General features: G+C 56.8%; 15 protein-coding genes, 1 tRNA gene and 1 pseudogene. 7 read left to right on the top strand and 10 right to left on the bottom strand.

The window, feature by feature from the left end; translation table 11 throughout:
- The first annotated feature begins 8 nt into the window (after positions 1-8).
- The 3 genes from ACJU26_RS00905 (at position 9) to ACJU26_RS00895 (ending at position 3429) form a co-directional block, all read left to right on the top strand.
- Complete coding sequence (locus ACJU26_RS00905; RefSeq protein WP_414040690.1) at positions 9-986, top strand: extracellular solute-binding protein; 978 nt, start codon at positions 9-11, stop codon at positions 984-986.
- On the top strand, positions 983-2599 hold the full coding sequence (locus ACJU26_RS00900; protein WP_414040689.1) for an ABC transporter permease: 1617 nt from the start codon (positions 983-985) through the stop codon (positions 2597-2599). The genes ACJU26_RS00905 and ACJU26_RS00900 overlap by 4 nt, the downstream gene beginning before the upstream one ends.
- 278 nt (positions 2600-2877) lie before the next feature.
- Positions 2878-3429 (top strand): DUF4124 domain-containing protein, encoded by a 552-nt coding sequence (locus ACJU26_RS00895; RefSeq protein WP_414040688.1) that lies wholly within the window; start codon positions 2878-2880, stop codon positions 3427-3429.
- A gap of 11 nt (positions 3430-3440) precedes the next feature.
- On the opposite strand, the gene ACJU26_RS00890 is transcribed toward ACJU26_RS00895, so the two are convergent.
- Positions 3441-3656: a hypothetical protein gene (locus ACJU26_RS00890; RefSeq protein WP_414040687.1), complete on the bottom strand. Its 216-nt coding sequence runs from the start codon at positions 3654-3656 to the stop codon at positions 3441-3443.
- A 141-nt stretch (positions 3657-3797) separates the two neighbouring features.
- Positions 3798-4430 (bottom strand): DNA oxidative demethylase AlkB, encoded by a 633-nt coding sequence (alkB, locus tag ACJU26_RS00885; RefSeq protein WP_414040686.1) that lies wholly within the window; start codon positions 4428-4430, stop codon positions 3798-3800.
- Between the two features lie 350 nt (positions 4431-4780).
- Between alkB and ACJU26_RS00880 the strand changes: the two genes are divergently transcribed.
- The 4 genes from ACJU26_RS00880 to ACJU26_RS00865 all read left to right on the top strand — a co-directional run bounded on the left by ACJU26_RS00880 (position 4781) and on the right by ACJU26_RS00865 (position 12832).
- Positions 4781-5530 (top strand): tetratricopeptide repeat protein, encoded by a 750-nt coding sequence (locus ACJU26_RS00880; RefSeq protein WP_414040685.1) that lies wholly within the window; start codon positions 4781-4783, stop codon positions 5528-5530.
- Positions 5517-7568 carry a phosphocholine-specific phospholipase C gene (locus ACJU26_RS00875; RefSeq protein ID WP_414040684.1) on the top strand — a complete coding sequence of 684 codons (2052 nt, stop codon included), beginning with the start codon at positions 5517-5519 and terminating at the stop codon, positions 7566-7568. The genes ACJU26_RS00880 and ACJU26_RS00875 overlap by 14 nt, the downstream gene beginning before the upstream one ends.
- 52 nt (positions 7569-7620) lie before the next feature.
- The gene (locus ACJU26_RS00870) at positions 7621-9951 is read left to right on the top strand and encodes a TonB-dependent receptor (RefSeq protein WP_414040683.1); all 2331 of its coding nucleotides are present in this window, start codon (positions 7621-7623) and stop codon (positions 9949-9951) included.
- Positions 9952-10015: 64 nt separating this feature from the next.
- The gene (locus tag ACJU26_RS00865) at positions 10016-12832 is read left to right on the top strand and encodes an alkaline phosphatase family protein (RefSeq protein ID WP_414040682.1); all 2817 of its coding nucleotides are present in this window, start codon (positions 10016-10018) and stop codon (positions 12830-12832) included.
- 88 nt (positions 12833-12920) lie between these two features.
- Here the strand turns inward: ACJU26_RS00865 and ACJU26_RS00860 are convergent, their stop codons facing one another.
- The 8 genes and pseudogenes from ACJU26_RS00860 to argH form a co-directional block, all read right to left on the bottom strand.
- Positions 12921-14366: an APC family permease gene (locus ACJU26_RS00860; RefSeq protein ID WP_414040681.1), complete on the bottom strand. Its 1446-nt coding sequence runs from the start codon at positions 14364-14366 to the stop codon at positions 12921-12923.
- Between the two features lie 26 nt (positions 14367-14392).
- Complete coding sequence (locus ACJU26_RS00855) at positions 14393-16708, bottom strand: plasma-membrane proton-efflux P-type ATPase (protein ID WP_414040680.1); 2316 nt, start codon at positions 16706-16708, stop codon at positions 14393-14395.
- A 159-nt stretch (positions 16709-16867) separates the two neighbouring features.
- A pseudogene (locus ACJU26_RS00850) lies at positions 16868-17037 on the bottom strand (IS1595 family transposase); the annotation flags it as partial.
- Between the two features lie 139 nt (positions 17038-17176).
- A tRNA-Lys gene (locus ACJU26_RS00845) sits at positions 17177-17252 on the bottom strand.
- A 164-nt stretch (positions 17253-17416) separates the two neighbouring features.
- Entirely contained in the window at positions 17417-17965 is a 549-nt protein-coding gene (locus tag ACJU26_RS00840) for a YbhB/YbcL family Raf kinase inhibitor-like protein (protein ID WP_414040679.1), read from the bottom strand.
- Between the two features lie 122 nt (positions 17966-18087).
- Complete coding sequence (lysA, locus tag ACJU26_RS00835; RefSeq protein WP_414040678.1) at positions 18088-19335, bottom strand: diaminopimelate decarboxylase; 1248 nt, start codon at positions 19333-19335, stop codon at positions 18088-18090.
- Positions 19332-19520, bottom strand: a complete 189-nt coding sequence (lptM, locus tag ACJU26_RS00830) for an LPS translocon maturation chaperone LptM (RefSeq protein WP_414040677.1) — start codon at positions 19518-19520, stop codon at positions 19332-19334. The genes lysA and lptM overlap by 4 nt, the downstream gene beginning before the upstream one ends.
- A complete protein-coding gene (gene argH, locus ACJU26_RS00825; protein ID WP_414040676.1) occupies positions 19517-20908 on the bottom strand; it encodes an argininosuccinate lyase in 1392 nt (463 codons plus the stop codon). The genes lptM and argH overlap by 4 nt, the downstream gene beginning before the upstream one ends.
- Positions 20909-20987 lie beyond the last annotated feature (79 nt).

Raw genomic sequence — 20987 nt, 5'->3', positions numbered from 1 at the left:
GAGTGCTTATGAAACGTTTGATGCTTGCATTGCTTGCTTTGGGTCTGGCCAGTGCCGCCCATGCCGCCACCATCACCCTGTACAGTGCCGCGCCGGCCACCCTGGCCAAGACCCTGGCCGCCGACTTCGAGAAAAAGACCGGCGATCATGTGGAAGTCTGGACCTCCAGCACCGGCAAGGTCATGGCCCGACTGGCTGCCGAGGCCGATCATCCCCACGCCGACGTGGTCATGGTGGCCGGTTGGTCGGCGGGTCTGGATCTGGCCCAGCAGGGAATGGTCTATCCTTATCATCCAGCCGCCATCGAGAAGACTCTGGTGAAGCCCGCCCAGGTTCCGGCCCCCTTCCTGCCCTATGGTCTGGACACGGTGTCCATGGTCTTCAATACCAAGGCCCTGCCCCAGGGCGCCAAGCTGCCTGACAGTTGGTTTGACCTGACTCGGCCGGAGTGGAAAGATCGCCTGACTGCACCCAATCCGCTGCTCTCGGGCACGGCGTCCAGCTTTCTGACGGCCTTCGTGGATCAGTATGGCAACAAGGCCTGGAAGTTTCTGTCGGAATTGAAGAGCAACGGCACCGTCTGGCCGGGCACCAATCATGCCGCCCTCCTGCCCGTCATGTCGGGCGAGCGCAGCGGCATGTTCGAGTGCGTGGGCCATGCGGCCGTGGCTGCCAAGGCCCAGGGGAATTCCATCGTGCAGGTCTTTCCCAAGGAAGGGACCATCATGATCCCGCGCCCCATCATGATCCTGAAGTCGGCCCCCGACAAAAAACTGGCGGAGCAGTTCGTGAACTTCGCCATGTCACCAGCGGGGCAGAAGCTGGTGGCCGAAAACAACCTGTATCCCGCCCGGCAAGGGGTTCCGGTCAAAGCCATCATGGCCAAGCCGGGCAGCTTCAAGGTCAGGTCCGTCAACTGGAGTCAGATGGCGGCCAAACAGCCCGCCATTCTGGCCCGTTTCAAGAAGGAAATTCTGGGCCAGTGACGCGGGCTGTCAACCATCTGCTGGTTTACCTGATCCTGGGGGTGCTGGTCTTGGCACCCCTCGGGGCCATTGTCTACGAGGCCGTGCAGCCTGGGGCGGGTCAGGATCATGGGGTCGCCCTGCTGCACCTGGGAGTGGACCGGCATTTTCTGGATTCCCTGTCCGGCACCCTGGGCATGGCGGGTTTTGCCGTGCTTTTTGCCTTGCCCATGGGTTTTGTACTGGCCATGTTGATGTACTATGCGCCGCCCCGTTGGACGCCGTTCTGGGAGGCATTGATGCTGATTCCTTTCCTCATTCCTCCGTACCTGACGGCCGAGGCCTGGAGCCTCCTGGTCGGGCCCGTAGGAATGATCGAGCAGGTCATTGGTTTTTTGGGCGGCAGCCTGGAGGGATTCCTGTTTTCTCTGGCCGGCATGGGCATGATGATGGCCCTCCATCTGACCCCCTTGGTCTATATTCTGCTGCGAGCGGCTCTGGAAAACGGCAATCCGCGCCTGTTGCAGGCGGCCCGTGTCCATGGGGCTTCGGCCTTGGGTGCCTTTCGTCTGGGTATTCTGCCGACCCTGTTGACGGCCCTGGCGGCGGCCGGACTTCTGGTCTTCATGGACACCTCCGCCGAATTCGGCGTCCCGGCGCTGCTGGCGGGCTATGCCGGGGTGCAGGTCCTGAGCACCAGCATCGAAGGCGCCACCAATGTCTGGCCCGTGAACCTGCCCATGGCCTCGGCCATTGGCTTGGTGCTCTGTGCCATGGGAGTGCTGGTCTGGTTTCTCTACCGCCCGCTGGTACGCAACAACGCGGGGCAAATCCAGCGCCGAACAGCAGCGCGGCCGGTGTGGTGGAGTATTTTGCCCATCGGGGTTTTCGTCCTTCTGGGCACCGTCATGCCCGTGGCGGCGGTGCTGGCCATCTCCCTGGAGAAAGCCATGACGGCGGGGCTGCGGGCATCCAATTTTACCTGGCAGCACTATCATCATGTTTTCAGCAACAGCTCGTCAGGTTTTGTCGCCTTGCTCACCAGCCTCAAGATCTCTGCCCTGGTGGCCGTTTTTGGCATGGCCTCGGCGCTCCTGGCCGCCAATCTGGTGCGCCGGGAAGGACACATTGGCGCGCTGGTCGATTTGCTCGGAACCTTACCCATGGCGGTCCCGGGAGTGGTGCTGGCGGTAGGGATGATCCTTTTCTGGAACGCGCCCTGGAACCCGTTGCCGGTTTTTGGTCATCCCATCATCCTGGCGGTGGCCTATGCCACGGTCACTTTCCCCTTTGCCCTGCGCTATGCCCGCACGGGTCTGGCCCAGATTCCGTCCCGCCTGGAGCAGGCCGGTCGGGTGCATGGCGCCTCGCCGCTGCGTACGGCATTGAGCATCCAGGTGCCATTGGTCTGGCCCATGCTGGTGGGTGGGGCGACGGTGGTCTTTGCCCTGTCCATGCGGGAGCTGGTGGCCTCCCTCATGTTGCAACCCGCCGGAATGCAGGTGATCTCCACCTACATTTACGGCAACTTCCGCCAAGGGGTCATTGGTAACGGCATGGCCCTCTCGGTGATCGGTATTTTCAGTTCGGCCCTGATCCTGGGTTTGGCCCGGGGGGCACTCATCCGTCGATAAGCAGGAGAAACTGCAGACCTATACCGGGGAATATGCCCATCTGCCCCAGAACGCCTGGGGCAAGCCGGAGTAAGGCCGGCCTTCAGCAAGCCTTCCCAACACTTGCCATGCTGACGAACTATGCTATATCTAAGTTTGTCTGAGTGTTGGGAAGGTTAATCATCGGGGGCCTGGATGTTGATGATTGAATCCACTGCGTACCTGCGCCGAAGGGTCTGGCTGCCCCAGGGAATATCCAGCTCTGGCAGAGCGCGCTCACGGAACCGGAACTCGCGGCCATGGATCGACCGCTATTGAAGCCTTCCATCCGTCGCTGGGGCGGCGCCGGTCTGGCAGCGGCCTGGCTGTTATCGGCCAGCGCATTCCTCCTGCCCGCTCCAGCCGCCAGCATTTATCGCTGGCTGTCACCCGACGGCACCGTCAGTTTTGGTGACCACCCCCCGGCCAATGCCCGAAAGCTGCAATCCCTCCCCTCTGCTCCACCGACACCACCGTCCATACCTTCGCCAGTTCCCCAGAATGAAGCATCCAGCCCGCCCCCTGCGGCAGCCACCGACAAAACCCTGACCGCCATTGAGCGCCTCAATCTCCTGACAGCACTCAACAACTATCAAAACAGCCTGCATCCACCCCCGGAACCCCGGCAGCATGCCTACCTACCGGCTTATATTGGTCCAGGTCCTTTCCCACCGTATGGATACAGACGTCCGCCCCCTTGGCGACGGCCTCCGCCTCGGCCCAGCCATCCTCCGGTCACTCGTCCGCCGACGGTACTGCTCCCCCCACCGGCTCCAGCATCCATGTACTCCTCGCCAGTGCTCCTGCCCTAGTCGAGGCGGGCTTATTGCGCTGTCACTGACTCTCTTTCCCGGAGAATCTGCGCGCCATGCTTCCATAAATAGTAGATGACGATGACTCCCATGGGGATGAGCAGAGTCAATACGAAGGTGACAAAAAAGGTTACGATTTTCAGATTCCGGCCCCAACGCGTCCGCGCCGTACCAATAGCCAGCGCCACATTTCTCAATTCTTTTCCATCGGAATTTTCAACGCCCATGATCACTCCTGTTATCCTGAAACCGGTCGTCGGCGCAGGTGATTACCCCTGACATGAGGGCACATCTTAAGCCGGCTCCATGGGCAAAACAATTGGGGAGATAGGATGAAAAACCAGATTCGCAGGAACGGATGCTCGCCATCAGCGCGCCTTGCGCAGGGTCAGATTCATACGGCGCGCCCCCAAAAGGGGATGATCTCCCATTTTGATGGGGGCAATACCATGGTAGCGGAGTCGCGCCGGACCACCCCAGACCAGTACATCGCCATGCTCTACATCAATCCGTTTCACCGGATCCCGGCGTTCCGCACCACCAAACAGAAAAGTCGCCGGCAAACCCAGTGAAACAGACACAATGGGCGCCTCCATATCCTGTTCATCCTTATCCTGATGCAAAGACATGCGCGCCCCAGGGACATACACATTCACCAGACAGGCATCCGGAATAAAGTGCGCGAAACCGGCCTTGGCCGCCGCCGTTTGCGCGATTCGGAAAAGTGCGGCCGGGATTTCCGGCCAGGGTTGTCCGGTTTCCGGATCTTTGGACACATAGCGATAACCCCGCCTGTCCGACACCCAGCCCCATGCCCCACAATTACTCATGGCCACCGACATCTTTTTCCCGCCGGGGGTCAGCATCTGCCGCAACCCTGACTGCAGCAACCCCTGTTCCACGCCAAAAAGTATGGGCTCTGCATCGGCCAAGGCCCAGCCCCGCAAAATCATGGCACCTTCTTCAATCACCGCCAGCGGTTTGCGATCTTTGCCGTGCAAGACGTAATCACTGCACTGATGGTCGCTAAAACCCTTTGATTCATCATGGCGATGCCAACGTATCGCCCGCTTTCTATCACTCAGTTTATGTCCTCGCCTGCGTAGTTACTGCCGACCGATCCATCGTTCATCGTGGATGGTCGCCGTCCGTCCATTGTACCCATTTACTGTTCAGTAAGACGACGATATCCATGCGCCCAGATTCCTGTAACTCCTATTTTGTCATAAAAAAATCATAAAAAATCATAAAATTGTCATAAAAGGTTCACAATAGTGTAACAATCCTCTGTTAGTCTACAGCCTCTAAGTCGATTTAATCGGGGAGATGTCCCGATTATGGAGAGGATGGATTGACAGTTTCCATTGGCAAATCCTGTCGTATATGGGGCTGGGCTGCGGCCTTATTACTGGCTGCGAGTCCCGTTTTTGGCGCTACCGTGGCGGTGAGCAATCCCGCCACCCCAGGGTCGGTGGCGACGGCGTATCTGGCCCATGGGCGGGCGATTCGGAAGGACAATCAACGCATTATTGCGCTCCTGAATCGGGGAAACTATGCCCAGGCCGCGTCGTTACTGCGCACGGCGGTGCGCGATCGGGACAACTCCTGGGCCGCTGATACGCTAGGGCATCTGTACCAAAGCGGACTTGGGGTCTCGGCCAATCCCCGACAAGCCTTTCACTGGTACCTGCAAGCCGCCGAAGCGGGGGACCGCTTTGCCCAGCGACAGGTGGCCAATGCCTATCTCAACGGCCGGGGAGTCGCCCGTAACCTTCAACGGGCCGCTTTCTGGTTCCGGCAGGGACTGATGGTGCCCCAGGTCGCCGATGCCGACTACTGGCTCGGCAAAACCTATGCAGCCGGCAAACTCATGCCCAAAAACCGCAAAAAGGCGGCCTGGTATGCGCAGCGCAGCCAGGCGGTACTGCAACAGCTGTATACCGAAAAGGTGGGCGCGGCAGCCTATGATCTGGGGCTGGCGGCCTGGCACCAAAATCCCCAACAAGCCCGCATTTACTTTCAGCAGGCCTTGGCCTGGCACTATCCGCCAGCCGCCACTGCTCTGCAGCAAATGGAGGAGAAAACCCATGCGTCGTCGTGATTTTTTGAAAAGCCTGGGCGCGGGCGCGACCCTGACCGCCTTTTTGGGCAGTTCCGTGGCCCGGGCCGCCATGCTGCCCGCTTTGCACCGCTCCGGCACCCTGGAGGACGTGGAGCACATCGTGGTCTTCATGCAGGAGAATCGTTCTTTCGATCATTATTATGGTCATCTGAGCGGGGTGCGGGGCTATAATGACCGCTTCCCCCTGAAGCTGCCCGACGGCAAACCCCTCTGGTTTCAGGGGCGCATGGAGGATCCCGCCCGACCGATCCTGCCTTTTCATTTCAACACCCAGAAAACTTCCGCCCAGTTCCTCCAGGACCTGGACCACAGCTGGGCCTCCCAGCACGGGGCCATTGCCGGCGGCTTGATGAATGCCTGGCCCATCAATAAAACCAACCTGACCATGGGGTATTTTGAACGCACGGATCTGCCCTTTCATTATGCGCTGGCCGATGCCTTCACCCTTTGTGACCATTATTTTTGTTCAATAGCCGGGCCGACCTGTCCGAATCGTTCCATGCTGTTTACCGGGACCATCGATCCGAGTGGTCAGGGGGGTGGACCTTTCATCGACGACGATACCTGCCTCTTTACCCAAGGGGTCAAGCCCTTCACCTGGCCGACCTATGCCGAGCGCCTGCAAAAAGCGGGCATCTCCTGGCGGGTCTATCAGGAGGGATTACATGAAATTGACCATAATCCCCTGACCGGCAACTTCGGCGAAAACGCCCTGTTGTATTTCCAGGCCTTCACCGATATTCCCAGCAGTTCCCCTCTGGCGCAACGGGCATCGCGCATCGGCGGGGTGGCGGCCCTGCGGGACGACGTCCTGCATGACCGCCTGCCCCAGGTTTCCTGGATCGTCACTCCCGCCGGTTATTCGGAACACCCCTCCTATCCCCCCGCCTATGGGGCCATTTATATCGCCCGGGTCCTGGATGCCCTGACCAGCAATCCCGCCGTCTGGGGCAAGACGGCATTGCTCCTGGACTACGACGAGAACGACGGCTTCTTCGATCACGTGGTCCCGCCCCAGCCGCCCACCCCGGTGCGTCCGGGGAAATCCACCGTCAGCACCGAAGGCATGGTTCATGACCACATCAATCCCGACTGGCCGGTGCTCTATAGTGCCGATCAGTTACCCTATGGTCTGGGTCCCCGGGTGCCCATGACCGTCATTTCGCCCTGGAGCAAGGGGGGCTATGTCTGCTCGGAAGTCTTCGATCATACTTCGGTCATTCGTTTCATCGAAAAACGCTTTGGCGTCAGCGAACCCCATATCGCGCCCTGGCGGCGGGCGGTCTGTGGCGACCTGACCTCAGCCTTCGACTTCTCCCGACCCGACGAACGTTTCGTCTCCCTGCCCAGCACCGCCAACTACGTGGCCACGGTCCATCACGAATCGACCCTGCCCGCACCGCAAGTCCCTGCTGAACAGGCCATCGCCATTCGTCCCCAGGAAAGTGGCTTACGCAAGCGTCGGCCCTTGGCCTATGACACCGCCATGCGCCTGGAGGCCACGACCACCGGGGTGCGCCTGCACCTGCATAACCCTTCGGAGCTGGGGGTCGTCTGCACGGCTTACTGGGACCACAGTCACGCACTCCCCCATCATTACACGGTCGGGGCGGGTGCCACTCTGAAAGACGAAATGCTTCTGCCTAAGGATCAGCAACTGGCCCTCACCGTTTATGGACCGGACAGCTACATTCGCACCATTACGGGGACCGGCCCTTCCACCTTGCATATCGACACCCAAGGGACGCCCGCCGGAGACCTCCGCGTGCTCTTGTACAATGCCGGTGCGGATCACTTGCCCATTACCGTGACCGACCCCGTCTATGGACAGGAAGCCCGTAAGATCCATTTAGTCGCAGGCCAGACCCGGGAACTGCTCTGGAATTTACAGGCCAGTCACCACTGGTATGACCTGATCGTTTCTACCCCCCAACACCAATGGCGCCTGGCGGGGCATATCGAAAATGGTCAGGACAGCTTCAGTGATCCGGCCAATACCCAACCCGTGTTGACGTAATTCCCCCCTAAACCTTGAGCTGCCAACCTTCATGCAACAAGAGGACCGCAAAATGCCTATACAGCCAATTTTTCAGCGTAAGTCCCATTTTGTGATGCTTTTGGTCATTTCCTCCACCCTCTATGGAATTCCTGCAGCACAAGCCCATACCAGCATCAAAAAGGGAACAACAGCCTATAAAAAGGCCAAAAGACCGAAAAAAGCCATCCCCGTCGGCGTGGTCAGCAAAGCGGCCCAAGCCAACCGCGTGGATGGCGTCCCCATGAATTCGACCTATGCCAGCAGCTACATCGGTAAGCGGGCCATCAAGCTGGCTTCTCCGGTCACCAGCGTCCAGGAACTGCTCAATCGGCGTCCGTCCATTGTCGCCACCGCCGGCGGCCCATTGGGGGTTCGCCAACACATCCGCTTTCGCGGATTCAGAGATGGGGGCTTTACGGAATCCTTTGATGGCGTTCCCCTCAACAATGCGTTTACCGGCTACTCCGTCTCTCGCGCCAACCGTATTCCGGTCACGCTGAACAATATCTCCGGCGTCAAAATTTATGACGGGGTCAACAACCCGTCCGTCAGTGGCCCGCAATCCTTGGCGGGAACCATTGATTATGTGCCGAAGCGACCCACGAAGCATTTTTATGCTGCGGGTGGCCTTGGCTATGGCAGCTTCGATACCTTCTTGTGGAATGCCACCCTCAATACCGGATCCCTCTATGGATTGCGCTCTTATCTCTCCTATAACCGGCAAACCTCCAACGGCTGGGTGGCCAATTCGGCCACCCAGAACAGCAACTACTATTACGCCGGTATTCTGCCCTATGACCATGGTATGGGCCGCCTCAGCCTGTACGCGATCGTCAATCGCAATATCGCCAACAAACCCCGTTCCATTGCCGCACCCTTGATCGCCCAATATGGGTATGATTATTCCTATCCGCCGAGCTTGCGCAGTGATTTATACAAAGACACCAGCCTCACCGTGATTCTGGGCGACAAGAATGTCATCAATCGCTATCTGACTTCCAACCTCAAGTTTTATGTCAAGAACAATATCGAAAGTGAGCTGGAATACCATAATCCGCATTTCTATCAGAGCCCAGAATATCCGTACATGTACAAAAATCTGTATTTTTCGGATTATGATCTCTACAAAAAGGGGGCACCGACTTACGACCCCCAAAAAGCGTTCGGGTCCGTGGCTGCGGGAACGGATTATCGCTATGCGCCGACGGTCACCACGACGGTGGGCTTCATTCCCCAGTTCATCGTGACCCTGCCGGATAATCGGATCACCATCGGCGCCCAGACCTACTTTGCCAAACAGCATCACGGCGAGTTCTGGTACGGCACGGCCGATGTCCCCCAGATACCCGGCTATAATGATACCTATGATGAACACGATACCAGCATTTACGCGAGTCCCTACGTTCAGGACGATATTCGCCTGTTCGGGGGCTTGCTGCACCTTACCCCAGGTATCAAGTATATCTATTCTCACCTGTCCACCAGCGAGGATGTGGGATACGAATATCCTTTGGGCGCCAACCTGACGGCCCATAGCAACACCACCTTCGTTGCCCCCTCTGTCGGTATTAATCTCCATCCCTGGAAACCCCTCTCCTTCTACTTTGCCTGGGGCAAGAATGTGCGGATTCCTTATGCGGCGGAGACCTATGGTGCCATCGAAAAGGACAAGGCAGGCAACTATGTGGTCGCACCGGTCCATTTGCAACCGGAATACGTGAACGACTATGAGTTTGGCTCCCGGCTGCACTATGCCGGGGCACAACTCTCCATCAAATTGTATCGGGAGAATTTGACCAATATCTTCAACTCGGTCAAAAACCCCATCACGGGATTGCGCTTGGAGATCAATGACGGGAACGAGCTGGCCCAGGGGATTGAGTTGGGCGCGCGTTACAATTTTGGGCACGTATTACTGGGCGACTGGGATGGCTATGCCAACTACTCGCTCAATACCCGGAAGTATGAGTACACCACCAGCTATGACACGCCGGGGGAAAATGTGGATGGGGCCAACTATTCGACCATCAATGTGGGTTTGAACTGGAACTGGCATGGTTTGCAGGCCAACCTCAATGGCCGCTACGTGGGATCACGGCGTCTGCATAATTATCTCACCGGCAGGATCGGCAAATTGACCATTCCCGCGTATTTCCTGCTGGATCTGGGAGTAAACGACCATATCCAGCTGGAGAACAGCTTCGCCAAATCCGTAGACCTGTCACTGACCCTGTACAACATGCTCAATCGGCAATATTTTGCCTATGGGTTTGCCAACAAGGATTATTATCACCACTACTATCTGGATGGCGAGGTGGGCATGCCCAGGGCGGTGTTTGGGTCGGTCACGGTTCGGTTCTAGGACGTTGATAACTCCGCAGGTATATTGACAACTGTTTTTTAAAAAGAATGTAGAGGTCCATTGCATGTTTCCATCCTTAAAGTTCCAACGCTGGATCATTTCCAGCCTGGTGTTGTCCAGCGCTTTCTTCGCACAGAGCGCCTTTGCCTACACGGCGGCGCCATCCAATACGCGAAATATCAACGGCCCCATTCAGATCAATGCGGACAACAGAGACTGGGTCACCCATGTATTGCCGACTGGACGTATGGTCAGCCCGGTGGGTACGGTCAACGGCGCCCCCAACTTTGTGACCCAGGTGGTTCCCATGGGGCACGAGATTGCCGCTCTGGCGAATGGCGCGACCTATGCCCAGACCATTACCTGGTATGATCAGAACACCTTACAACGCGTGGCTGAAATGGCCGCGTACAAACAATCCGCAAAATCCATGCCGACGCCAACGGACGCCACCGATATTCATGGAAATGTCATTGGCCATCAGAGCTTTTTCCAGGGCCTTGCGGCAGGCCCGCAAAACACCTTGTATGCAGCCGGTGGAGAGAGTGGGGATGTGGCCGCATTTCGTCTTGTCCACGGGCAGCCCCGGTTGATCCGGCGTTATCCCCTGCGTTGGCAAGCGTTCCCTAAAACACAATATCCCTATGCATATCAGGGCCATTACAATGATAAGCCCAGGCTGTTTTATCCAGACGCCATTGCCGTGGGTCCTCACGGTCAGCATCTTTATGTGACGGGCATGCTTTCCAACAGCTTGGCGCGGATCAATATCCAGAGTGGGAAAACCCGTTATCTCAATGTAGGACCCTATCCTTTTGCCGTCACATTGGCCGATAGTGGACAGCGGCTGGTCGTCAGCCTGTGGGGTGGTAATGCGGTAGCTGTCGTCAATCCGGAAAAGCTGCAACTCCTGGGCGATATTCGGGTGGGTCCTCCTACGGGTCCAAACGATACGGCTGCCGGTGTGCATCCTACGGCGCTGGCGGCGTTGCCCCATTCACCAGACGTGTTTGTAGCGCTGGCCAATATGGATCGGATTGCGGAAGTGAATGTCGCCGATTTGCGGGTGAAAGGCTTTTTGAATGATAGCCCTTATCCCGATGCCCCTCCCGGAACGTATCCCGATGGTTTGACGATCGTAGGTTCGCACCTGTATGTGGCCAATGCGGGTAATAATGATGTTGCCGTGTTCAATATCCCTACGGGAAAAGCTTTGGGATTGATTCCCACGGCCTGGTATCCCACGGCGATTTCACATGCAGGGAACAATCTGTATGTGGTTTCCGCGAAAGGACTGGGTTCTGGTCCGAACGTCGAACATCAATGGGTGGGGGACATGATGGATGGTGTGGTACAAAAAATCGACTTGTCCGGGCTGGATCATGCGCTTCCAGCATGGACCGAAGAAAGTCTTGAAAATGATGGGTTCACCGCAGCACAACGCGCTGCTCGTCATTCGGTAGATAGCCAGACAGACCAGTTTCTGCGCAAGCATATCCATTACGTGGTGTTTATCTTACGGGAGAACAAGACCTTTGACGAGGATTTCGGCGATTACAAAGCGGCCGGGGCTTGGGCGGATCCACAGCTGGACTTGTATGGTCCGAAAGAGTTACCAAATCTTTATAACTTGGCGAAACACTATACCCTTTTCGTGAACTTCATGGCCGATGGAGAAGTAACGGCCCAGGGACACCAATGGACCACCGCGGCGTCCGATTCGGATTTCGTGCAACGTACCTGGCCGGAATACTATTCTGGCCGGGGCTTGGTGGCCAATCCTGGATGGACGCAGTCCCTGGTGCCCGGAGGCGCCACCAGCACAGGTGGCATGCCCGCAGGCGTGGATAATCCCTATGCCATTTATGAAAATCTTTCTGTACTGGGCAAATGGTCGAACCCGTGGATCAGTTATCCCGAGCGTCTCTTTCTTTTTAATGATCTCCTGGATCACCACGTTTCCTTCGAGGACTTTGGAGAATTCGTGTCGCGATCGGAGGCAGGAAACATTTCTACCGCCATGAAAAAACACCTGGCGACAGGATTCCCCGGCTGGGATCGCATGATTCTCGACACCTATCGGGAAAAAATGGCGGTGAACTGGCTCAAAGCGCACCCAGGCTCAAAATTTCCGCATTTCATCTATATTTGGCTGCCGGATGATCATACGGCGGGACGCGAGCCCTGCTACTACACGCCCAATTATTATGTGTCGAACAATGATTTCGCGACGGCAAAGTTCATCCACTACCTCTCCAAGACCCCGGAATGGAAGCACATGGTCGTCTTTTTGACGGAAGATGATGCGCAATCCGGTGCCGATCATATCAATGCTCACCGGACCTTTGCGCTCGCCATGGGGCCATGGGTCAAGAAGGGATATCTGGAAACCAACCTTTACTCGCAAGTCAATATTCTCAAGACCACAGAAGCCATTTTCGGGTTGCCACCCATGTCCCAATGGGATCAAAATGCCAGCGTATTTTCAGGAATATGGACAAAACATCCTGATTTTTCGCCTACGCCTCCAGTGATCCCCATGCAGATACCTGTCGCATTCAACGCGGGGAAATGCTCCAACTATACCTTGCTGAGACGGGAGGCCGGCGCTACAGGCCATTATCTGCATCCCGACTCTCAATGGTATGCATGGTATAAGGCGCATCAAACCGCTCATGGAGCAGGATTGCCAGCCCCCAGCCCGAGCGATGCCTATACGCCAACCACTTTACTCAAGGTTCCCGGTCCGGAACAAATGAGGCAGGAGTGGATTGCGGCTAAAGGAATCAAGGCGTGGCACCAGGAAATGCGATACCTGAAGTCCTATGCCCAAAAGCAGCATGCACCTCTTGCTGCGTATCAGGCAGGCGAGAAGGAATAAGCCGTGCTTATCCGGTTATCACCGTCACCCACCAGTGTATCGCCTCACAAATGCATTTACATTCAGTGGGTTGCCGACAGCAGAGCCATCAATCCATCTGCGTTGCCGTCTGCTTCTGGCGAAAGCGATACATTCCAAAGGGAATGAGAACCATAATGAGCAGCGCAACGAGCATAGACGGGCCATAAATAACCTCAGACATGTGTCCCGGAGGAATCAGCCCAATGAGAAGACATGCAAACGAAGTCATGAAACCGATGCCAGCAACCAGCCAAAGCCCCCAATTGTTTCCACCCGGAACGCGATAGGGACGAGGTATATCCGGTTGAGTGTAACGAAGTCGTATTGCCGCAGTAAAAAGTATTAAATACATGAAACAATACAGCACGACCGATAGAGATGTCAGCAACAAAAAAGCGGTAACAACGGGAATTACCAGAATTAACAGCGATACCAGACTCATCAATAAAGCTTGTAACAGAAGCAGATTGCGTGGTACGCCATGCTGATTTGCTTCCTGAAAGGCTGCAGGCAGAACTCCGCTTTGAGAAGCCGCCCACATACCCTTTATGGGACCCAAAATCCAGGTGCTTACCTGTCCAGCCGCACCCAAGGCTATGAGAAAGGCCGCCACCGGCAACAGAAAACCCAAATTCCAGGCCTCAAAAAGACGTTGTAAGGCTTGTATGGACCCGGACACCATGTTCAGGTGTATCACCGGTACGACCACAGCGATAGCTAACCCGCCCAGTAAGGTGATTACAAAACCGAGCAATGCCGCTGAAAATACGGCAATAGGATAATTGCGCCGTACATTCTTTACCTCCCGGGCATGTCCGGCAGATACCTCAATCCCTGCGACACCGAAAATGAAACTGAGAAAAAGTAACAGATGATGCTCTGGATTCATTAGTGGCAACCAATTATCGGGCGTGAGTGCCAGATTCAAACGAATCGGGTAACCGTGAATGAGGTAAATAATTGCCATCACGATCAAGACTGCACTAGGGAACAGTACCCCGCTACTGAGGCATATGGTTGAAATCATGCCTGATGCACGTGTACCGCGCAAATTCGCCGCAGTTGCACCCCAATAAACTCCTAGGATAATCGTAAAGATGAACCATTTATTGGTGGCAAGATGCGGTGCGAATGCATAACTAAGATTCACGGCAACATAGGCAAGGATGGAAGCAATACCAAATATACTTTGTGTCCATTGCAACCAGATCGCAGTAAAACCCCAAGAGGTTCCGTATGCTTCCTCGACCCAATGGAAGACCCCATTCTTCGGCCATGCGGTAGCCAACTCTGCTGCGACCAGAGCAATAGGAATAAGAAAAGCAAAGACCGTCACCAGATTGAAAAATACCATTTGCAGTCCGGTTGCTGCCATCATAGGCATGTTGCGCAGCGTGAAAAATAGGGCGGCCGTCATCATGGTGAGCGTGAGCACCCCTAAATATTGCCCCTTGACGGGAATAGCAGGCGTACTCACATGGGAATGAACAGAGTCAACCGTTGAAGATGCCAAAAAATCTCCTTGTGAGCGAATAACAGCTACATAGTTGTTAAGTGTCTTAACAGGGGGACCTTGATCTGATCCAGTATCAAGGTATAGATGATGGTCGCCACCATCAGGTATGCGATAAAAAACCAGGGTACGGGTGCCATCAACCAGCCCATGATTGCTAATACGCTGACGATAATGATGTCGACCAGGCTGGCGGTAGATAAAAAGGTTCCAGGACGGGATGCCCAGAGGTGCCCTCGTTCCCTGATCAGGAATACATTGGCCAGACCGGAAAATACCAGGCCCAGAAAGTCGAGAGTCTGCACCGAAGCCGTGGGTAAAAGCAGGAATCTTCCTGCAGCATATACGGCGAATATGTAGACGAGCCAGGCGATGGCTATGGCCAACGAGGACAGAACCAAGGTACGGACGGCCCAGCGATCGGGTTGCGGGGAGGGACGTACGTTGTCCTCGGAAAGAGACATGGTTACGAAATCGTTTGCGAAAAGCAGTAAAAGAACCAGCAGCGGAGTAACGACGAAACTGCGGAAAAGTAGAAATCCCAGACTCAGAAAAAGGGCAACCTGAAAAACCTTGACAATTTTGTTCAGGGTGTAGGTAAGCATACGCTGATAGACCCGCCGACCGGTGACCACCGCATCCAGTACGCCCTGCAGCCCGGGCGTGGTCAGCACAATGCTGGCCGCTGCCTTGGCGACATCCGTAGCGCTTTCCACAGCCACGCCCATTTCGGCTTGTTTGAGCGCTGGAGCGTCATTGACCCCATCGCCGGTCATGCCGACTATCCGTTCTTTTTTTTGCAGACCCTGCACCAGATGGAATTTATCGGCGGGGAAGACCCCGGCATACACGCCGCAATCCTCGGTTATATGGTCTCGTGTACAGACCTGACCGGCGATGCCCAGTGCCTTGGCGACGGTTTGCGCGGTTTCCACGCTGTCACCTGTCACCATGCGGACATGGACACCCAGTTTCTGCAGGTGATGAACCACGTCAGCAGCGTCTGGACGAAGGGGGTCGGACAAGGCCAGCAGGCCGAGAAAATTCGGTTTGCCATCCGGTCCTGCGGCGACGGCCAGCACTCTTGCGCCGGTGTTCGCCAGTTGTGCCGTGATGTTTTCCCAATCCGTATTGCCGCAGAGTTGGGCGATGATTTGCGGACTGCCTTTCAGCGCCCGCCAGAGGGTGCCGTCTTTCGTAAAGGTACCTTCGGAACGTTTGCTGGCAGGGTCGAAAGGAACGAATTGCTGACGAGTTGGTAGCGTGGTCCGGTGTTGACCGGCTTCCTGCAGAATGGCCAGATCAATGGGATCCTGGGTGGAGCTGTCGCTAGCCAGTGCGGCCATGCTGAGCAGATCCTCCGGGACGATGTCCGGCCAAGGATGGACTTGACTGAGGCTGAGGACGTTCTGGGTCAGGGTGCCGGTTTTGTCGCTGCACAAATCATTCATGGCCGCGGCCTCTTCGACGGCGGCGAGACGGGTCACCAGTACCCCCCTGTGGACCAGGTGCAACGAAGCAATGGCAGTAGCCAGAGTAAAGGTGGCAGGCAAGGCTACAGGAACCGAAGCCACCAAAAGAATCAAGGCAAAGGGCAGGATTTCGGCGAGCGGGATATTCTCGATCATGGCATAAGCCAGAATGGCGACTACCAGCAGCACGTCCATGGCCACCAGATAGCGAACAATGTTGAGCACGAGTTCTTCCAGATGACTCTTGGCCCCGGCGCCGCGAACCAGTTCGGCGGTTTTCCCAAAGTAACTTTTGGCACCCGTTGCCGTCACTTCGCCACTGGCCTCGCCGCGACGGATGATGGAAGCGGAATACAAGGGACTTCCGGCCGTGCAATCCACGGGCATGGACTCTCCCGTCAGGGCCGATTGATCGACCAGGACATTCCCATCCGTGAGATGCAAATCGGCGGGGACGATGTCCCCTACCCGGATGTGTACCAGGTCACCGGGAACCAGTTCGGCGGCGGGCAAGGTCCGCCAGTTGCCGTCCCGGCAGACCCGGGCCTGAATGCGCAAGCGTTCACGCAGCAAGGCAAGGGCATTTTGCGCCTTGCGTTCCTGGGTAAAACCCAGCACGCCATTAAACAGCAAAAGAAGAAGGATGATGATGGCCTCAGGCCATTTTCCGAGCAGCACCTCCAGCACAAAGGTGGCTTCCAGCATCCACGGGACTGGAGCCCAAAATTTCAGGAGAAACAGCAACCAGGTGTGCGGTACTTCTTCCTGCACGGCGTTGGGTCCATATTGGGCTAGTCTTTTTTGGGCCTCCTCCTTGCTGAGGCCTTTGCAAGTCGTTATGGTTGAACTGCTTGTACTTGTATCAGACATGGATTCTCACTCCGCGTGACTATCTTCAGGCGCGCACCGACCGTATAAAAATGGTGCAGTTGACTTGCGCATTTCTCAAGCAGGGCTGGTGGGCCGGTTCTCTGATTCTGCCCTTCATTCTGGGGCGCATCGTATCACCGTTTCCTGTTCATACCTCTTGACCTTTCTCAGCAAGATGAAACCTGCCTTCTTCTCCGGCTTTCTACGGCCACCAGAATGGGGGCTTTTCCTTCGGCACCACGTCCGCATCTGCCCCCGGATCGTCGCCCGCCAACAAAGGCGTCATCCAGTTCGAACCAGCCATCCAAGCGATGAATACTGTACCGGTCAACCCGTGGGGTCGATCGTAGCCATGCTTGCTCATCCCCAGAATCATGCGGCGCGAGAGCCCTGTGCCGCATGAGCGCCGCGAAAAATCAGTCAAGCAAAGAAAAAATGGCTGGAAACCGGTCAACATTTTGGTTTATATGGTGGGAACGGCGGGATTCGAACCCGCGACCCACGGCTTAAAAGGCCGCTGCTCTACCGACTGAGCTACATTCCCATGGCACGCAACTGACGCCAGAACAGCGTCAAGGGCGCGTATTATCAGTGGTGAAGCTATTTCGGTCAAGTCGCGCCAAGTCGGTCATGATCACACAGGACGGCACATCCTATGAACCATGCGCAAATGTCCCCTTCACCAGGAAGGGGACGCGAACAAAAATCTTACGGATTATCCAGTGCAAAATGTCCGGAAAATTCGGCGTGATCCAGCACGTGTCCAAGTACATGCAATTCGCGGGCACGGGGATCCGCTGCGGGAGGTGGTCCCAACTGGTCGGGATCATTGTTACCGGGGGTATGCAACCGCGCCTTTACCGCATCCCAGTCGGCCCCTTCGGCCAGACCGAGCGTGGCAAGGTCCGTCGCTAACAGCAGGAAATCATAATGTTGTAACTGGTGATCGTCCGCGGCTTCGGGAGGCCGGTAGCCCAGCGTTCCGAAACTGTTGCGTCCGGTAAGAATACCGTCGGGTAAGGGACCCCCTTCGGGCAAACCTTCCAGACCGGGGGAAATGTCATAGAGTAACCAGTACACCCGTTGACCGGGTTTCGCTTCCCGGTGCTCCATGAGCAACACCAGGCTTTTGGTATTGGTGGGAAGATGCTGCCAGAAAATGGAGGGCGTCTTCCCTTCGCCGGGATGGGTAAAACGCCGGGGAATCCAGTCTTCTGGATCAATACCGGTGCTGAATACCTTCATTTCTGCTGCCATATCTGCCTCCTCACTGACCTGCGAGCTTCTGGCCGAAACATCCGCTAACGGTGCAAGGGCTGCGCCCGCGTAAAAACAACCGATGCCTTAACGATAGCAGAAAAGGCCCAACCGTGACGGCGTCAGGGAAGCTCCAGCCCCATCAGGTCATCCCGGTTCTCCCGGCGGCGGATGAGTCGGTGCTGATGACCGTGGACCAGCACCTCCGGGGGACGAGGTCGGCTATTGTAGTTACTGCTCATGGCAAATCCATAAGCGCCCGCCCCCATAACCGCCAGAATATCTCCGCTTGCGGCAGAGATGGCCCGATTTTTGGCCAGAAAGTCGCCGCTTTCGCAAACCGGACCCACCACATCCATGACTTGCTTCGGCTCCCGACTCGGTCCCGCATCCTCGCGAAGCGGCAAGATGTCATGCCAGGCTCCGTACAGCGCCGGTCGCAACAAATCGTTCATGGCCGCGTCAACGACGCAAAACTGCTTGCTGCCATTATCCTTGAGATACTCTACCCGGGTCAGCAATACTCCGGCATTACCTACCAGGGCCCGGCCCAGCTCCACGGCCCTTTTGACCGGTAAACCGCTCAAGGCCTGATCCAGAACCTCGGCATAATCCGCAGGGCTGGGCGGGTTTTCCTCATGATAACGAATCCCCACTCCGCCCCCGAGATCCAGATGCTCCAGAATTATTCCCTGGGCAGACAGATCTTCGTAAAGGGCGCGGACACGCATGGCAGCCTCGGCCAACGGCGCGAGATTCAGCAACTGGGAGCCGATGTGGCAGGCAATCCCCTTCAGTTCCAGAGCCGGGTGCTTCGCAGCCTCCAGATAGAGGGCCCGCGCGGCATCCATGGGGATACCGAACTTGCTTTCCTTGAGGCCGGTGGCAATGTAGGCATGGGTATCCGGGTCCACATCGGGATTCACCCGCAAGGCAACGGGCGCGCGCAGACGCATGTCGGCGGCAATATCGGCGATACGCCAGAGCTCTGCCGCTGACTCTACATTGAGACAGGCAATACCGACGGACAGGGCCGCACGAATCTCGTCCGCAGACTTGCCCACCCCGGAAAATATGATTTTCTCCGGTGCTCCGCCGGCACGCAGCACCCGTTCCATCTCCCCGCCCGAAACAATGTCAAAGCCTGCGCCCATGTCCACAAATACGCGCAGTACGGCCAGGTTACCATTGGCCTTGACGGCGTAACAAACCAGCGTGCCCTCGCCCAGAGCCATGCTGAAGGAGTGATAACGCTCGCGGAAGGCGGCTTCAGAATACACATAGCAGGGGGTTGCGTAATACCGGGCAATCGTGGCAAGGGACAGGTCCTCGCAGTACAACTCACCCTGATGATAATGAAAGGTGTTCATGGGTGTGCGCCACTCCCGGTTGCAGTGCTGTCCGGGCTGCCCTGCGCCGGCGCAGGAGTTGCGGCGGCACTGGCAGCAGGATGTTCTGCCGGCGGCGGTGGCAGGGTCAGGGGTGTTTTCCGCCCACAACCCGCCAGGCCAATAAGCAGCAGACACCAGAGACCCCATTCAGCCAGACGTTTCATGTCGATGACTCCTGCGCCAGACGGGCACGGGCGCGGGCAATGGCCGCCCGAACCTGCTCAGGAGCCGTACCGCCCAGATGATTGCGGGCGGCAAGAGAACCTTCCAGGGTCAGCACCTGATACACGTCCTGATCAATCAGCGGGGACAGGACCTGCAAATCGGTCAGGGGCATGGCTTCCAGACCGATATTACGCTCCTGTGCGCGACCCACCGCCTTGCCGACCACTGCATGGGCATCCCGGAAAGGCAAGCCCTTGCGCACCAGATAATCGGCCAGATCCGTTGCCGTGGCATAGCCCCGTTCGGCCTGGGCGCGCATGACCTCCGGGCGGGTTTTCAGACCCGGCAACATGCGACCCATGATTTCGACACTGGCCCGCACCTGGTCCAGCGCGTCAAAAAAGGTTTCCTTGTCTTCCTGATTATCCCGATTGTAGGTGAGGGGCTGGCCCTTCATGAGCACCAGCATGGCCACCAGATCACCAACGACGCGCCCACTTTTGCCGCGAACGATTTCCGCCACATCCGGGTTTTTCTTCTGGGGCATGATACTGGAACCCGTGCAAAAACTGTCCGGGAGATCGATGAAACCGAAGGGCGCGGACATCCACAAAATCAATTCTTCCGCCAGACGCGACAAATGCACGGCGATCATGGCCAGATCCGCCAGCACCTCCATGACAAAGTCCCGGTCAGAAACCGCATCCAGACTGTTTTCCGCGACTCCCTCAAAACCCAGTTGCCGGGCCACATCCCAGCGGTCGATCGGAAAGGTGGTTCCCGCCAGGGCTGCGGCGCCCAAGGGGAGGACGTTGACCCGCTTGCGGGCGTCCTGCAAGCGCTGGGCATCGCGCTGGAACATTTCGACATAGGCCATGCAATGATGACCGAAACTGACGGGCTGCGCCACCTGCATGTGGGTCAACCCCGGCAGGATGGTTTCCACTTCGCGCTCGGCCAAGTCCACAAATACGGCTTGCAGATGGCGCAGGGAGACCAGCAGATCATCCAGGCAACCGCGGGTATACAAGCGCAGATCGGTGGCTACCTGATCGTTGCGGGAGCGACCGGTATGCAGTTTTTTACCGACATCTCCGATGATTTCCGTGAGACGGGATTCCACATGCATGTGAATGTCTTCCAGACTGTCCACAAAAGGCAGACGATCTTCGGCTATTTCCTGGCGGACCTGCTCCAGCCCGGCGACAATGGCCTCCACTTCGCTGGTCGTCAGCACGCCCACCCTGCCCAACATGCGGGCATGGGCTTGTGAGCCCCGGATATCCTCCCCATACAGACGGCTATCCACCTGAATGGATGCCGTAAACGCTTCCACCAAACTGTCTGTCGCGGCCGCAAAGCGCCCGCCCCACATTTTTTCACTCATGCCCGCACCTCCTTCCTGCCCGCGACTATAGCGAAAAGACAGCTTGTTTCGCCAGCCTTGCCCTTGGCGCTCCACCCTT

Source organism: Acidithiobacillus sp. M4-SHS-6, from assembly GCF_047421495.1.
In the GTDB taxonomy this organism is placed as follows: domain Bacteria; phylum Pseudomonadota; class Gammaproteobacteria; order Acidithiobacillales; family Acidithiobacillaceae; genus Acidithiobacillus.
This window is presented reverse-complemented; position numbering and strand designations above follow the sequence as displayed.

Bases quoted from the DNA above. Each gene is read 5' to 3' on its own strand.
- ACJU26_RS00890 (WP_414040687.1), bottom strand. From the start codon at position 3,656: ATGGGCGTTGAAAATTCCGATGGAAAAGAATTGAGAAATGTGGCGCTG.
- ACJU26_RS00865 (WP_414040682.1), top strand. From the start codon at position 10,016: ATGTTTCCATCCTTAAAGTTCCAACGCTGGATCATTTCCAGCCTGGTG.
- lysA (WP_414040678.1), bottom strand. From the start codon at position 19,335: ATGAACACCTTTCATTATCATCAGGGTGAGTTGTACTGCGAGGACCTG.
- lptM (WP_414040677.1), bottom strand. From the start codon at position 19,520: ATGAAACGTCTGGCTGAATGGGGTCTCTGGTGTCTGCTGCTTATTGGC.
- ACJU26_RS00840 (WP_414040679.1), bottom strand. From the start codon at position 17,965: ATGGCAGCAGAAATGAAGGTATTCAGCACCGGTATTGATCCAGAAGAC.
- ACJU26_RS00895 (WP_414040688.1), top strand. From the start codon at position 2,878: ATGGATCGACCGCTATTGAAGCCTTCCATCCGTCGCTGGGGCGGCGCC.
- ACJU26_RS00905 (WP_414040690.1), top strand. From the start codon at position 9: ATGAAACGTTTGATGCTTGCATTGCTTGCTTTGGGTCTGGCCAGTGCC.
- ACJU26_RS00875 (WP_414040684.1), top strand. From the start codon at position 5,517: ATGCGTCGTCGTGATTTTTTGAAAAGCCTGGGCGCGGGCGCGACCCTG.
- ACJU26_RS00855 (WP_414040680.1), bottom strand. From the start codon at position 16,708: ATGTCTGATACAAGTACAAGCAGTTCAACCATAACGACTTGCAAAGGC.
- argH (WP_414040676.1), bottom strand. From the start codon at position 20,908: ATGAGTGAAAAAATGTGGGGCGGGCGCTTTGCGGCCGCGACAGACAGT.
- ACJU26_RS00870 (WP_414040683.1), top strand. From the start codon at position 7,621: ATGCCTATACAGCCAATTTTTCAGCGTAAGTCCCATTTTGTGATGCTT.